Origin of the sequence: Barnesiella sp. B2-R-119 (assembly GCF_023656675.1) — a bacterium.
GTDB classification, from domain to species: domain Bacteria; phylum Bacteroidota; class Bacteroidia; order Bacteroidales; family Barnesiellaceae; genus Barnesiella; species Barnesiella intestinihominis.
Map to the genome: position 1 here is coordinate 705,067 of NZ_JAMOKL010000002.1, position 15,944 is coordinate 721,010.

General features: G+C 40.3%; 14 protein-coding genes. 2 read left to right on the plus strand and 12 right to left on the minus strand.

Annotated elements, in window-relative coordinates:
* Positions 1-23: 23 nt before the first annotated feature.
* The gene (pyrG, locus tag NBH06_RS06200) at positions 24-1,628 is read right to left on the minus strand and encodes a CTP synthase (RefSeq protein WP_040296059.1); all 1,605 of its coding nucleotides are present in this window, start codon (positions 1,626-1,628) and stop codon (positions 24-26) included.
* A gap of 374 nt (positions 1,629-2,002) precedes the next feature.
* On the opposite strand from pyrG, the gene NBH06_RS06205 reads away from it, so the two are divergent.
* On the plus strand, positions 2,003-3,451 hold the full coding sequence (locus NBH06_RS06205; RefSeq protein ID WP_250793345.1) for a DUF3078 domain-containing protein: 1,449 nt from the start codon (positions 2,003-2,005) through the stop codon (positions 3,449-3,451).
* Positions 3,451-4,017, plus strand: coding sequence for a hypothetical protein (locus NBH06_RS06210; protein WP_046414798.1), 567 nt, complete (start codon positions 3,451-3,453; stop codon positions 4,015-4,017). Before NBH06_RS06205 ends, NBH06_RS06210 begins: the two co-directional genes overlap by 1 nt.
* Before the next feature lie 2 nt (positions 4,018-4,019).
* On the opposite strand, the gene NBH06_RS06215 is transcribed toward NBH06_RS06210, so the two are convergent.
* From NBH06_RS06215 to NBH06_RS06265, 11 genes are all read right to left on the minus strand, one after another.
* The gene (locus tag NBH06_RS06215; protein WP_250793346.1) at positions 4,020-4,457 is read right to left on the minus strand and encodes a lipocalin-like domain-containing protein; all 438 of its coding nucleotides are present in this window, start codon (positions 4,455-4,457) and stop codon (positions 4,020-4,022) included.
* Positions 4,454-6,010, minus strand: coding sequence for a capsule assembly Wzi family protein (locus NBH06_RS06220; RefSeq protein WP_250793347.1), 1,557 nt, complete (start codon positions 6,008-6,010; stop codon positions 4,454-4,456). Before NBH06_RS06220 ends, NBH06_RS06215 begins: the two co-directional genes overlap by 4 nt.
* A gap of 143 nt (positions 6,011-6,153) precedes the next feature.
* Positions 6,154-6,783, minus strand: a complete 630-nt coding sequence (locus tag NBH06_RS06225; protein WP_008861483.1) for an outer membrane beta-barrel protein — start codon at positions 6,781-6,783, stop codon at positions 6,154-6,156.
* A gap of 42 nt (positions 6,784-6,825) precedes the next feature.
* Positions 6,826-7,461 (minus strand): DUF4136 domain-containing protein, encoded by a 636-nt coding sequence (locus NBH06_RS06230; RefSeq protein ID WP_021891282.1) that lies wholly within the window; start codon positions 7,459-7,461, stop codon positions 6,826-6,828.
* A gap of 112 nt (positions 7,462-7,573) precedes the next feature.
* On the minus strand, positions 7,574-8,671 hold the full coding sequence (locus tag NBH06_RS06235; RefSeq protein ID WP_250793348.1) for a glycosyltransferase family 4 protein: 1,098 nt from the start codon (positions 8,669-8,671) through the stop codon (positions 7,574-7,576).
* A 21-nt stretch (positions 8,672-8,692) separates the two neighbouring features.
* A complete protein-coding gene (locus NBH06_RS06240) occupies positions 8,693-9,757 on the minus strand; it encodes a radical SAM protein (RefSeq protein ID WP_008861480.1) in 1,065 nt (354 codons plus the stop codon).
* A 75-nt stretch (positions 9,758-9,832) separates the two neighbouring features.
* Positions 9,833-11,041, minus strand: a complete 1,209-nt coding sequence (locus NBH06_RS06245; protein WP_250793349.1) for a glycosyltransferase — start codon at positions 11,039-11,041, stop codon at positions 9,833-9,835.
* Between the two features lie 14 nt (positions 11,042-11,055).
* Positions 11,056-12,030, minus strand: a complete 975-nt coding sequence (locus NBH06_RS06250; RefSeq protein ID WP_250793351.1) for an acyltransferase family protein — start codon at positions 12,028-12,030, stop codon at positions 11,056-11,058.
* Positions 12,030-13,142: a glycosyltransferase family 4 protein gene (locus NBH06_RS06255; RefSeq protein WP_250793352.1), complete on the minus strand. Its 1,113-nt coding sequence runs from the start codon at positions 13,140-13,142 to the stop codon at positions 12,030-12,032. Before NBH06_RS06255 ends, NBH06_RS06250 begins: the two co-directional genes overlap by 1 nt.
* A 155-nt stretch (positions 13,143-13,297) precedes the next feature.
* Positions 13,298-14,704, minus strand: a complete 1,407-nt coding sequence (locus tag NBH06_RS06260; protein WP_250793354.1) for a lipopolysaccharide biosynthesis protein — start codon at positions 14,702-14,704, stop codon at positions 13,298-13,300.
* Positions 14,701-15,942 (minus strand): hypothetical protein, encoded by a 1,242-nt coding sequence (locus tag NBH06_RS06265; protein ID WP_250793355.1) that lies wholly within the window; start codon positions 15,940-15,942, stop codon positions 14,701-14,703. Before NBH06_RS06265 ends, NBH06_RS06260 begins: the two co-directional genes overlap by 4 nt.
* Positions 15,943-15,944: the final 2 nt, after the last annotated feature.

A 15,944-nucleotide genomic window follows, 5' to 3' on the forward strand; every position in this document is an offset into this window, starting at 1 on the left:
TCTTCAATTTTGAGATTACTAAATTATTTTTTTGAAATCGCAGCTTTAATAAAGTCAACGAAAAGGGGATTCGGATTAAGAACCGTACTATTGTACTCGGGGTGATATTGTACTCCCACATACCAACGCAAAGACGGAACCTCGACAACTTCGACCAAATGAGTTTCGGGATTCTCGCCCACGCAACGCATTCCGGCATCTTCAAAAGCTTTACGATACTCATTGTTAAATTCGAAACGATGGCGATGCCGTTCGCGAATATGGGTCGTTCCATAAGCCTTAGCAGCAATAGAGTCTTCGGCCAATATACAGTCATAGGCGCCTAAACGCATCGTCCCACCCATATTGGTTATGCTTTTCTGCTCCTCCATCAAGTCTATCACATTATGCTTGGTCGTCACGTCCATTTCGGTAGAGTTAGCATCGGTATACCCCAACACATCGCGGGCATACTCGATCACCATGCATTGCATGCCCAAACATACGCCAAATGTCGGAATATCGTGTTCACGAGCATATTTCAAAGCGATGAATTTTCCTTCGATACCTCTCTGCCCAAATCCCGGAGCAATCAACACGCCATCTAAAGAAGAAAGCATAGCGTCCACATTTCCGCTATTTAACTTCTCGGAATGAATATATTGCAAATCGAGTTTGCGATCGTTATAGGTAGCTGCCTGAAACAACGATTCATTGATAGATTTATAGGCATCGGGAAGTTCTACATATTTGCCGACCAATCCGATACGTACGGTCTTAGTCGCATTTTTCATGCGATGCAAGAAATTCAACCACGGCTCCAAATGAGGTTCTCCATTTATGGGTAAACCGGTTTTTGTCAATACGATTTCATCTAAATGCTGTTGATGCATTTTCAAAGGGACTTCGTATATAGACGGAACATCTATCGACTGAATCACTGCCGCAGGATCTACATTGCAAAACAATGCCACCTTCTTACGTAAAGCAAGAGATAACTCATACTCGGTACGCAATACCAATATATCGGGTTGGATACCTACCTCCTGCAATTGTTTTACCGAATGTTGGGTCGGTTTGGTTTTCAATTCCTTAGCGGCAGCAATATAAGGTACATAGGTCAAATGAATACATACACAATTTTTCCCCATTTCCCAACGCAACTGACGTACGCTTTCGAGATAGGGCAAAGATTCGATATCCCCGACCGTTCCCCCGATCTCCGTGATTACGAAATCGAACTGGTTCTTCGATCCTAAAAGTTTAATGTTACGTTTAATTTCATCTGTAATATGCGGAATAATCTGCACCGTCTTTCCCAAATAATCGCCCCGTCGTTCTTTATCTATTACATTTTGATAAATACGCCCTGTTGTAATATTATTGGCGCGAGTCGTAGGAGTATTGGTGAATCGCTCGTAGTGACCCAAGTCAAGGTCGGCTTCGTGTCCATCGACCGTCACATAACATTCTCCATGTTCATAAGGGTTCAATGTTCCGGGATCTATATTGATGTAAGGATCGAACTTTTGGATAGTTACTCTATAACCTCTTGCCAAAAGCAATCGAGCCAACGAAGCCGAAATAATACCTTTACCCAACGACGAGGTTACCCCCCCCGTAACGAATATATACTTAGTCTCCACGATAAAATATGGTTTATGTGTTACATTTACAAGTCGCAAAATTAGGAAAAATAATCCACAATCTATCGCAACATTCAACAGAATTATCACTTTTCATTTGCTATGAAGAGAAAAGCCCATAACAGATAGAAACACTTTACAATTTTTACCCAAAAGAAAGACTATCGGTAAACAATTTGTATCAAATAATCATTATCTTTGCAAACAGATGCGAAAATAGGCTGCATTCGGCAAAGTCAAGCAAGCTTGCTTTTGCCCTCATTGGCACTATCTTTGCAAACAGATGCGAAAATAGGCTACGCCTTGCCATAATCGAATAAACCTATTTCTACTCTCTACTTGTTGCACTATCTTAAAATATACAAACATATACTCTTATGAACTCACGAATTACAGCTATTCTCATAGGTCTTCTTTCTGTAACCGGAGTATTCGCAACGACTGTCATAGAACAGAACGATAGTATAACGAACGAAATCGTATCTGACAGTATAACAATGGCCATGCCATCAGATTCTATAACCATACAGGTTACCGATACCGACTCGATCGCTCGCCAGCAAGAGGCCGACAAGAATTTACTTTCATTATTGGAAACAGACTCAACCGAGCAGATTTTACCGGTTATCAAAATGTTGCGTATGCTCGAATATGCTGACAGCATAAGAGCTATGCAAGGGTCGGGCGAAATACCTGTCAACCCACTTTTCTTACCTATCGTGTTCGAAAAACAGATGTCTACTCCTTTTCAACATTTACCCTCGGCCGAAAAATGCCCATTCAAACCAAAGTCTCTTTCGGTGGACGATAAATGGTTACAAGACGAGATTCAAGCCGAAAAGACCCGAAATTTAGCACAGAACTATGTAATCGTCAATTACCCGAAACTTATACATTACAATACAGACAATCTACCGGAAGTGCCTAAACAATACGTGATCGAAAACGATCCGGCCAAACATATTCTCTCTATCAAAGAAAAGCCGCTGATTATAAAAAATGACGTGGGAAAAGAAAAGATCAAACTAAAACGATGGATAATCAATTTCCAATCGTCCATACAATTTTCCCAAGTCTATGTTTCGGAGAATTGGTATCAAGGAGGGACGAGCAACGTCAATCTGCTAAGCGATCAACAATTCTCTATCAAATATAACGATCCCAAAGAGCAACGTATCTTATTCGAGAATTTAGTACAATGGAGATTGAACATCAACAGTGCCCCGGAAGACACATTGCATTCTGTAAAAATCAGTGAAGATTTATTCCAGATAAACTCGAAATTCGGTCTTAAAGCCTACAACAAATGGTACTACACTGCTACCATGAATTTCAAGACACAATTTTTCACCAGTTATGCCGCTAATTCCAACAACAAGGTGGCTGCATTTCTATCTCCTGCCGAGTTGAATTTGGGTTTAGGTATGTCTTATCAATATAAAAACGATAAAAAACGTTTCGAGACATCAATATCGCTCTCTCCGCTTTCCTACAACTTGCAATTCATCGTTAACGACGACATGGATGCGGCCAGCTTCGGGATCAAATCGGGGAAAAGCATGAATCAATACGGTTCCTCCTTCGAAGGGCGCATCAAATGGGAGTTCTATCATAACATGGTTTGGAGTTGCAGACTGTTTTATTTCACCAACTATGATCATGTACAAGGGGATATGGAAAATACATTCGACTTTATCCTCAACCGTTTCTTCTCTACTCGTTTGTTTGTTCATCTGCGATATGACGACGCTCGCGCGCTGAACAAAGACTTCGGACATTTCCAACTGAAAGAATTACTAAGTTTCGGATTCAACTATAAATTCTAATGAGAATCAAACTCATAGTTTTACTATGCATCGGTATGCTCTGTTCCTCATCGATAAAAGATGAAGAAGGGCGTTATGAAAGTAAGCCTCCTTATCGTAGTTTCATTCTTGAAAATTATACCGAAGAAAGTGCCAAACATTATTTCGATACAGCTCCAATCGACAGTTGGGAAGGTATTTGGCTCCTAACAGAAAATGGAGAAAGAGTCGCTATCGAACGGTTTAAAGACATTCGATTTTCCGAAATCTTTACACACCGAATCGTTAAATTGGATTCGTCGGTACGCAGTGAAATTCCCGTCGGAACTATTTTAGGGTACTTAACTCGCGGAGTAAATCCTAACACTTGTTTCATCTGGCTCTATAAACATAAACTGACAGGCGCAATACTTTACGCCCCCAAAAGGTTTTCGGCCAGACTGACTTCTGACCTCAACGGCATTTTATTCTCAGGAAACAGCGCTAAAAAATTAGAAGACTTATTCGATCCCCGGTCGGGATTCATTAAATTATATCCCAAGCAAATCTCGGAGGATTCTGAAAATCGGGAAATCCGATATCTGTAAATTCAGAACTTTCGGAAAACAAAGCGTTCATCTTCACCCCGGGTCAAAATCATTTTGGAAGAGGTAAGTTTCTCAATGTAAAAAGTATATTCTTTGTCCATTTCCAACTTGAAAACAGATAAATCAGGTTTAAATTCAAACCAAGAGGGTTCCATTATTTTAAATTTCAGTATGTCATTTTCACGAACATAACTCCCGAAATAATTTTCTGTTGTATTTTCTATTCCTCCCCGATGAACCAATTGTAACTTTATGACACTACTCTGAAAATTATAGTAAAGGCTATCATGTGGGGTCATTGTACCATTCTCCCACATCTCAATCAATTGCCATTTCCCGAAAAGAGGACCTATATACCCATCATTATGGGTACAAGAGGTGACAACAATCCCCAAAAACAGTCCTATTAAAATACGGCGAATCATTATCTTGTTCTTCATTTTCCAATTGTTAAAATTCCACTTTTCCTGATACCGATAGCAACACCCCATTTATCTCCATACAACTCGCCCCAATCTCCGGCCAAAGAAGCGGAAAACGACCACCCCGAAAGTTTTATCGGAGAATAAACACATTCTATCAGCCCCGACATATCGTGTTGGGTATCGGCTAACGGAAGAAAAGTCGTTCCCCAAGAGGTTCGATACGACGCTAATATTTTATATTTCCATTCGGGAGCAATATAACCCGACGCTCCTAAATGGACTCCTCGTATTCTATTATGCTTGTATCTCATATAACCATCTGTATTGTACAACAAGGATTTAGCCATTGCCGTACCATTGGAAAGGCCGTAATGCGCCCAACCGTTATAGAAATAGTTATTGTAGTAATCATCGGCTCCCGTGGCTTCTATATCCAATTTAGGATCATTATAATCACTCGGACACCAATTCAGAGGCCCACTTTGATTGGTCATATCCAAATATTCTAAAACGACATTCGACAGCCAGTTTTTCTTACCGCTCTTATATTCAAGCCCCCATAGACCGTCCCAACCATTGAACTTCCCCATTCCCGATGCATCGTCGTAATACCATTCGAAGTAACCTCTTACAGAAGAATTGTCTTTGAACCTGTATTCCGCCGATAAATTCCATTGTCCCACATGGTTTCCATAATAGTAGGCCTGATCTCCTTCATTGGTTTGGCCATCACCAGACGACGGAAACAAGATTTTAAAAAAATCTTTCAAGCGGGTCGGACTTTTCATCGTGAGAGAATCTATCAAAACGCCCTCTTTATAATACCGTTTTGTGCCTCCGAACTGTGCTGCCAGTTCGGCTCCGATCGTTACGACAAAGGGTTTGTCGGGATTGGAACGAAACGAAATGGATTTATGGTGATATAAAGCATCGGTCGTAATATACTGATTATAATAATTGTAATGGTCCCTTAAAAAATCGTTGTCCATAAACTTTCCATACGCGAGTTCACCCTTAATCTGTACCCAGCCTTTCGTAAACGGAATATCTACAAAATCGATAAATCCGGCTCTAACTTGGGGTATAGGCCGTGCATTGCCTGACCAGACCAACCCGCCGGAACTCAACTCGAAATTTACTACTTCATCGGTAAGCTCCCGACAACCTGCCGATATAAAAATCATGCGGTATTTCATGCCTATATAGGCTTGTTGTATGAGGAAAGACGACACGCCCGGATTATACGTTTTCAGGTTTCCGTCTGAATAATAGGATACCGGAGATGTAGAAGACATCAATCCAACCAAATCGATACCAAACTCATAGGAAAACCGTTTGTTCATCTCCAAGCCTTTAAAAACCGAGGCTCGCAAATATCCGCTTTTACTGTGTGTTACCAACCCATGCTTATTGGCAGACAAATAATACGGTGCAAAAATCCCGTTTCCGGCATTTCCGACCATCGACAAAGAATAGTAATCTGTCGAATGTTGGGCAAAAAGCCCGAATAAATTTCCGATAGATAAACAGAAAACGACTAATAATCCTACTCTCAAACGATGATACATAATGTATGAATATTATTGATAATCGAGACAAAAATAATATATAAAGCACTACGGCACAACTCCCCTCTCTTTATTTAACAAAAAAGGGGGAATAAAGTGTATGAATATACATTTATTCCCCCTTTATACCGAGACTAACCTTTTTAGAAAGAGACCCCTAAACGGAACCCTATATTGTTGCGACCATCGATATCATAGGTCAATACTTTACTCTTATTAGTAGCATAATTATAATACAAAGCTACGTGGAAACCATAACGGACACTCGGATTCGGGAAAATACTCACTCCGATTTCGGGAGACACGGTAAAACCCCATGTATCATCATAAATCTCCCAAGCCTGCAAATAAGAAGACATGCGACTATAATTGGCGCCCAATTTCACCGTTGCATAAGGTTCTAAAATTCCGTCGGTCGTAAAGCGATATTTTGCCAACAGACCAAAGGGTAGCTGAAACAACGAATGTTGCTGGTCGGTCGTAAGAGCCGAATTGCTCTTTAACATCAAAGTCTGCCTGTCTATATATTTATTATTCGTGTGATAAGAAATAAAAGCTCCAATAGCCATTTTAGGCATTACATAATAACCACCTTCAAAATTCATACCCCATCCACTGGCTTTATCGGCATAACTGTTCCCAACAGGAGCGTTAAACTGCCAATCGACATTAAAATAAGTACTCGAAACGGCTTGTGCGTTTCCCCGGGTCGACACGGCTACCATACAAGTAGCGACTACCACCCATAACGATATGTGTTTAATAGTTTTCATAATTCGTTTTCTTTTTATTAATATATAAAATGGGGTAGCCCGTTATTTATTCGTCAAGTAAGGAGACTGAACAAACGACTGGTCTATCGCTTGGATTATTAAATTTCTATTTAATCTAGGGGAGCCGCTCTTCAATCCGGCCATATAGGAATCCCAAAGAATCGTTAACCGTCGATTGCTACTGTTTTTATTCGTTAAGTCGACTAACTCGGCCAAAAATGAATTCACACTATAACTATATACTACGGGATAGGGATAATACCAACTGTTCCAATATGATCCCCAATATCCGGGGCCCCAATATCCGGGATATCCCCACCACCAATAATCATTGGGATAATCGACGAAATAACGTACGTCTTCAATATAGCTTACCTGTAACCCTAAATCGGCATCTTCTTTCGAATCGACCAATGTGAATCCCCGAGCAGCCATATTATCGGCAAATGTTTCGAGAATATAATCGGCATCTTCATTTGTCCAATAGGTCGCTTTTTCATTATTCGTAATGAGTAAGACACTATCCGGCATATAATAGGTGAGATATTCGCCGAAGTCGGCCGATTTATCATAATCGGTAAACACCACATAATCATCATCCAGCTTGGAAAGGCTGGGCTCTTTTTGGCATGCAGCTAATACCGCTACGACAAAAAGAATTGGGATTAGTTTTTTCATATCAGTTTTGTTTTGATTGTTATGTAATAACACCATTGTTATACTCCAAAAACAAAACCGACAAAAGATAGTTCGAAAATAGCGGAAATTTTTATCGAAGGAATATTTTTTATTATCGGGGTTTCTTACCTAACCGATATACAGAATCTACCTGAGACGCAATATAGTCCCAATTATAAGGAGATAAATCATAATGACGTTCTTCCATTTCTCCCTCTAATTTACAAGATAATTTCTCTTCCAACGAGCCGATGTTCCCCGTGACGAAAAAATCGGAGGCATCAAGGCAGGCAAGCCTATTTGCCGGAATGTCGCTGACCAATACCGGCAACCGATAACTCAACGCTTCGAGCAGCACAATGGGCAGTCCTTCATGAAAAGACGGAAGGACAAACAAACGCGCATGGGAAAAGAGCTCATTCAATTTAGCCCCCCTTACGAAGCCTGTGAGAACGACATGGTGTTCTTCTGCCAGCCGTTTTAAAGAGACCGAATAATGATCTTCATGGTCGGCATCACCAGCTATGACCAATTTGCAGCTCGAATCGGAAATACGAGCAAATGCTTTTATGAGTAAATCGAATCCTTTCTCCTCCACAAAACGTCCTACGGCCAAAACATATCGTCGAGGTGTCAACCCCAACGACCGAATATAACTGTCGTCTTTTGCCGGCACAGGCTTATTCACGCCATTATAAATCAAGTGCGCGTCCGTGCGATCATACTTTTCACGTAAAATATTATCTATCACAGTAGAAATTACAATCACTTCGTTGGCATAATTCGCCCCCATTCGTTCGCCCCATCTGAGCACAGACTTAGCCGTCTTATTCCACTTCTGCCTATCATAATCGGGACCGTGATGAGTCATCACCACTCGTAATCCCAACAACCGGGCCAACGGGGTTAACAAAGCCGGGCCGATAGCATGGATATGTAAAACGTCAGCACCGACCCAACGAGCATAAATAATCGCTAAAAAAGTGTGAACAATGGCTTCTATACTTTTTCTGCGGGGAGCATAAATATCTTTTAGATGAACGCCTCTATACTCCTTAATCTTATTTTGGGGAGTGACGTAACACGAACGACGAACAACCGTCACATCATGTCCCATAGCAGCTAATCGGGGATATAATTCCTCACAGTGTGTTTCCACACCTCCCTGAATATCGGGGATACCACGAGTACCGACTACAACTATCTTCATCGCAACACTCCCCTCCCCCATTTACTCACGTCCTAAATTCCCCTGCATGGGATCTTGCCCCACGTCGTACCATTTCTTATCCAGACAAACAGGTTTCCCTAAAAGAGAACGTAATTTATTTTTGATAATCCACCCCATGGGGTGACGGGCATAAGCAAATTTCTTCATAACCGGAGAGACCGTGCCGACCATCCAACAATTCTTCGGACATTTGCGTACTAAACTACGCACATGTTGGGCTTGTTCGCTGTTCCAAATATCCGAAAAAGAGTTCGCCTGTCGAATGTTTCCCATACTCTCTTTCCAATACTTAGCTTCCAACCCATTACAAGGATAAACTTCGCCATAAGGATCTATGAAACAATTCATCAAACCTGCTTCACACGGCAACATACGGCGATTTCCTTCGATATAGTTTATCAATCCCATATTAAAAAATGCCCGTGCCCATGATTTGGGGTGTTTTTCCCTCATTTGCATATTGATCAGCTCGGCAAAGTTACCACAAACGGTATCGCGATTGGTAATCACATTGTCATCTTTGTGAAAATAATACGAATTATGAAACGCAGCGGTAGCGAACTCCATATTCAAGGCTTTGGAAAGACGATATAGGGAAAGCATATCTTCGGAATTATTATTCGACACCGTTATACCGAACCCAATATCCTTCACGCCCATTTCCCTAAGTGACAAGAGAGTCCTCAACCCTTTATCAAAACCTCCGGCTCTTCCCCGTAATTCATCATTCTTTTGGGATAAACCCTCGATACTGATACGTATTCCTATTTTGGGGAATTTTCTCGCCAACTCCAATACTCGCTCCTCGAACCACCCCGACGTGGAAATAACAACTCTGGGGGCTTTTCGAAAAGCGACCTCCACAATCTTATCTAAATCTTCACGAATAAAAGGTTCTCCCCCTGTTATATTGATAAATTTCACATGCGGCAAAATCTCCAATTCTTCCGGTTGAATTTCCAGCCGCGGATCTGTCGGATTTTTCCAGATATTACACATCTTACACTGCATGGGACAGCGATAAGTGGTAATAATGCTTATATCGGTAGGCGCAAAAACTTTCATTTCTTACAAATATCGTGCAAAGATAAACCTTTTTCACCGGTCTATCAAAAATTTTATATATCGAACATCTTGTTTTCACAAGTCATACACATTCTTCAATTCCGCCCAATATCGTTCCTCCGAGAATCGTTTTTGGGCTCGTCGTGCAATACCTTGTGTATCCACGTTGTCCTTAGACATCATAGAAACAATAGCCGAGGCTAATTCTTCCTTATCTCCCATGCGGAACAACATACCATCGCCCTCACGTATCAGTTCCGGTATTCCACCGACTTCGGCTCCGATAACCGGCGTTCCCATACACAAAGACTCTATCACACTTAATGGATTATTTTCATACCAAATGGAAGGGACTACCATCGTCTGCGCATGTTTCACCAATCGTACTATCTCCATAGACGAAAGGTGTCCTAAAAAAATGACATTTCCCGAACTATATTTTGCCTGTAACTCATTCAGCAACGGCCCATCTCCCGCAATATAAAGAGGGAATGGCAAAGACTCTGCCACTTCGAGCAACATGCGTACACCTTTTTCCTCGGACAAACGACCTACATAGCAATAGTAGCGCGACTTTTCCCTTTCATTTATCTCTGTCGAATGAAAAAAATCCAATTTATCCCGTTCTATAAAATTACAAATTACGGATAATTTCGTGTAATCATAACCGCAAGCTCTCATCTTCTGTGCCATAAAAGAACTAGGGCAAACAAAAGTATCAACCCAGCGTTGCAGTTTTTTCCGATCCCACCATAAGGCTTCTCCATAAGCCAATGCGCTGGCTATCCGGCTTCCTTTCATACATTTCCGACGAAATACTTGAAAACGATCGGTAAAGCAGGCTTCACAAATTTTCCCTTGACAAAGGCAGTTATACGACGGACATAACAATTTATAATCGTGCAGCGTCCAAACAGTACGACAGCCATATTCTTTCGCCAATTTTACGACAACCGGAGAAAGATAAGAATGAATATTGTGAAAATGGACTATGTCAGGACGAAAATCATTCAATATCTTCTTAAACGATTTTTTTATATCTCCTAATCCAAAGATACGGCAAGTCGCTCTTGTTTTATTTTTAAGTCCATCGGAAAATGAAATTTCCGATGCAAAATAGCCCGACATTTCACTGGGCAAATTCTGAGAATAAACCATAGAATACACGGCCACTTCATATCCGAGACGACGTAACAAGGCTTCGAGATTGATCATACAAATACAATCTCCCCCTCTCGGATAGTAAAATTTATTTACCAAAAGGATACGTGGCATTCGCTTCATGGGTCGTGTTCAGGTTATTTAAATATTCGGGACGTAAATTTATTTTTTATCCATACCCATTTATACAATAAAATGGGACAGACTATTCCCGTTCCTACTATAAATAACGTAACGAACACAAATTCTATTATATTTCCGCCCGACAATATATATGTTAAAATTGACTTTACCACACCCATAAATAAAGTGTGAAACAAATATATAGTCATGGACATAGTTCCTATATACTTCAACCATTCTACAAATGAGACAGTTAAACGAGATAATGACTTGGATATGCCCAGAATCATAAAACTACCGGTGATACCGAGGAGGACGGCCAAAGTTTCGTTCCAAAATTTATCGGGAATAAATTCATATATGATCGAGAAGCCGATCGTAATTACAATCCAAAGAATAGAATACCGGTATATCGCTTGCTCTATCCATGATTTTCGGGCCACCCACATTCCTGATACAAAGAAAATCGAATTCAAACAAAACTGTTCAATACAAAAATATTCAGGAGCCGTATCCCAAAAAGCGAGCCCCAGCGAAAGAAGAGACAATAGTACCAAGCGATTCCCTGCCTTGAAAACCGGGGCGATACAAAATATTAAAAACAAAACATAAACGAACCATAAAAAATACCCGGCTTCCGGCAAATAGAACACTCGATATAAAGCTCTTATCGAAACCGGGTGATCGACTTGCATAAACCCGTCGACCAGTATTTTAATCCCTATAATTGTCCAAGAGAGAATAAAATAGGGAAACATCAATCGCTCGAACTTCGAGCGTACAAACCGCCAATAGCCTATCTTTTTTATAGAACGCTCATAAAAAAAACCAGCGATCATGAAAAAAAGAGGCATGTGGAAATGATAGACAAAACTTACAAATCCGATATACCACGAAGGAGCGGTATCTGGGATATAATGCCCAATAACGACCAATACAATCCCTATTCCCTTTGCTATATCGAACGTTATATCCCGAATCTTTCCCATCAGCTATTATATTTCGAAGCCTTCTCAAACGAATCTATAATTCGTCGAGCGACCGCATCGACAGTAATTAAAGAAGCATATTCCCTGCAATTTTCCACATACTCGTCATTTCGCTCTATCATTCGAGCTATATCGTCCTCGTTCCAGTCATTTTTAGAGATTCCTAACTTTCGCTTCTCTACTATCTCACTATCAAACGGCACACGATTCGTAACTACCGGCGTTGTCATCGCCACAGATTCCATAATCGCCAGCATATTCAACTCTCGCAGAGAATCGAACAAAGAAGCCTTCGAATCCCGATAATACCGAAACAATTCTTTATGAGGCAGTTTCCCCAATAGGACGATTTGCCGCTCTCGCCCCATTTCTTTTATTTGTCGGTCATACTCTTCTCTCAACACGCCATCGCCGGCTATATACAATATGTAATCTCTGTATCGAGGATATTTTGAAAGAAAAGCATCGAACTTACGAATAACAGATATGACATTCTTTTCCCAAAATAAACGTCCGACAGTCAAGAACTGGCTCTTTTTATTCGACATCTCTTTCTCCAATGTCACTACTACCCCATGTCCTATGGGGTCGCCGACACGAGGCATATATCGCCGAATGAACCGCTGCGAGACATACGACCGAGGTATAATCCAAGCCTTACGCATAAAACAACGAGCTATTATATTATACCAAATGCGAGAAGGCCAAGTTTTCATCTTGCGATTGTGAGCTCCTAATTCCTGCCAAATTACAGTTTTACGAGGGACAATGAGCGAAGCGAACAACGACGGTATAGAAAAAGTCTCACTTGCTAAAACCATATCGACATCACCTTTTCTTTGCTGTAAATACCTCCATACTCCCGGTAAAAAAGGAAGCACACTCGGTTGAAATATTTTTCGTCCAATCGACTTCAAAAAGACGACTTCAAAATCATACGTCTCCTCTCTATCTGGTGCATAGTCGGCTGCCGCTATCAATGTGACAGCATGCCCGGCTCGATGATAAGCCAAACACAAATCATAGATCATCGTCTCTTTTATAGTAGTTACATGTGGTATAACTCCTTTTTCATGAGTAAAAAGAATGGGATTGATAACTATGATTTTCATACGTAAAGTCTATTTATTACCGCAAAGATAGCACAAACGAAAGCAGAAACAAATAAATTTGTCCCTGCCAAGTGTAACCTATATTCGCAACATGCTGTAAGTCTTCGTATAAATAAGATTACCAACGAACTCGTTTATTTATGCCAAAATTTTATTCAATTAAACAGGGCTTTTATCTTCATTTGTAATTCCTGCCGAATCGATTTGGGTTGAATACAATAGCTAAGAATCACAACCACTGCAATATAAATAATTTGCAATATAATCGAATCGACCCTATAAAATACTATCGCCCCTCCTATCAAGAACAAAATCGGATAAATGATTTCCATCGATACCTTCACCGGGAAAAATTTCCACGTATCGATTATCCGGAAACCAAGCATAAACAGATAAGAAAGAATGGAAGAAAGGACAATTCCCCAAATACCCATAAAACGAATGAAAACATAATTCATGATTAAATTCAACCCCGTTGTAATAATCACTCCCGGCAGATTTCTCACGGTCTGCTTCGAACATTGATAGCCCAAATCGTAAAAAGATGCCAAAGCAAAACAAATTACCGAGATGAACATCGGATATAAATATTGCAAACTCTCTAAATAACGAGAATCCACCAGCCATGAATAATTGATTTTCAGCACGAAAACAAAAATCAGCGCTAAAACGGACAATATGAGAATATATGTATTGAATATTCTGGAAAAGAACTTCGACCGGTCTGCCGCCCCGTACTGTTTAATAGCAGTCTCTTGCCATGCTTGATATACGATCACCGAAAATGTCTCTAATATAGTAGAGAATTTCATGGCTACCGCAAATATACCATTGGCCTCCAAACCTAAGAAATGTTCTATAAACAATCGACTGGAACTTCCCAAAAGCCACCAGCAAACAGCATTCGGCAACAAAGGCAAAGAATATTTCAACAGAGCTCTATTCAGAGACTTATCTCTAAAACTAACGATAAAATAGCGTTTAAATACTCGTGCCCGAAATTCTATAATAACCATTGTCACCAAACGGGACAATATATTGGAACAAAATATGCCCGCAATTCCCATTCGTAACCAAGCAACAAAAATCAAACTGTACAATCCTATCTGAAAGGCGGTCAATATACCGGCCAAGACAAAAGATTTATTTTGTCCCAAGCCTCTTACGATTTGGACTTCGACCTCATACAACGAAAGCGTGATTACAAATGCGACAATCCAACCCCAATCCCGTATATCGTAAAAGAAAGAAAAAACAATCCCCACCAACAATACCAACAAAGAGGATTGGGCCATCAATTTATAGGAGAACGAAACGACTCCTTTACGAGTATATTCGTCTTCATTATCGAGCAAAAAACGAAAAGTACCGTCTCGCAATTGAAACGTTATAAACCCCATTGCCAAAAACGTAAGAGTCAGGACAATATCATAATATCCAAAATCATCGGGGGATATATAATATGTATATAGAGGAACCAAAAGAAACGTAATCAACTTGGAGCCAAGGTTTCCTATGGCATAAATAAAAATATCGTTTATAAATTTCGTACTTCTATTCATTTCTTCACCATCGCTTCTTTTAACACCCTTGTTTCTTTCTCTCTTATCACAGAAATATCTCTTACGACAAAGCCCAACAGTATCATTACAATAATCCCTGAGCCTTGCACGAAAGCACTACCGGCAACCGACTCAATGAAAATAAACAAAATGATCATCAAGCCTATTTTATGGAGGTGCACCGCATAAGGAGAACCTGTAATAATTTTCAGTTTCTTATATACCCATATCCAAAAATAAAAGAACAATACAATCCCTACCATTCCAAATTGTACCAACTCCGGGAAATAGGTATCGGATACAAACGGACAATCGCCTTCCAACAGTCCCCAAACCCCATCTAAATTGTATTCTTTATACAAAAGCGAATAGCCTATTATTCCCGAAGAATAGGTGGCATACGATGCCAATCCAGAACCCAGAAAGAAATGGTCCATCAAAGCCTGAGGAGCCCTGATATATAGTGCAGCCCGAGCAAAGGATTCGTCCATATTCTCCTCCCCGGAAAACAAACCGGAAGAAATAAAATAATAATTGATTTTATCCCAAGCTACATATAAGACGCCACAGAAAACCAAAGCCATCATCGCCCACTGCTTTAACTTTACTTTCGACAATTGTCCCGGTTTGTACCACAAAAAGAGATACAGAGCGGCCACATAAAACCCATAAAATTTGGAGCGTGTACTAAAAAACCCCACAGACAAGATAAACAGCATGATAATCTTGTCCTTACGGCTCATATCCTGGCAAGAGCAATAATAATATATCAAAAATAGTACCGTGCTGATAATACCATAATACGCTACATGAAAGAAGAAAGCCTCTCCCATGCCTACAAGGATTATTCCCAGCATCGCCACACTGAGAACAACGCATAGTTTTTTCAAAAAAAGTTTTTGAGCTCCCGTAAACCTTACCCCCATGGCATAAGCTACATAAAAAGCGATGAAGGGCTTGATTTGAATAAAAAAATCATAGAATATCGCCTTAGGGGTATTATAATGAACGCCAACCAACGAATACAACAGGTAAAACGTCATTATACCTACGACCCCAAAAAGACCTTTATAACGCCGATGGTTCTTATTACTTAATATATCCAGTACACATAAAAGAGCTAAAAGCAATGTAATCAACTCGTCGGAACTTTTAAACCACATCAATTGATAGGTATAAATCCCCGCCACAAGCATCAGAATAAACAGCCCATAGAATATTTTATTCAAGGAAATCATCG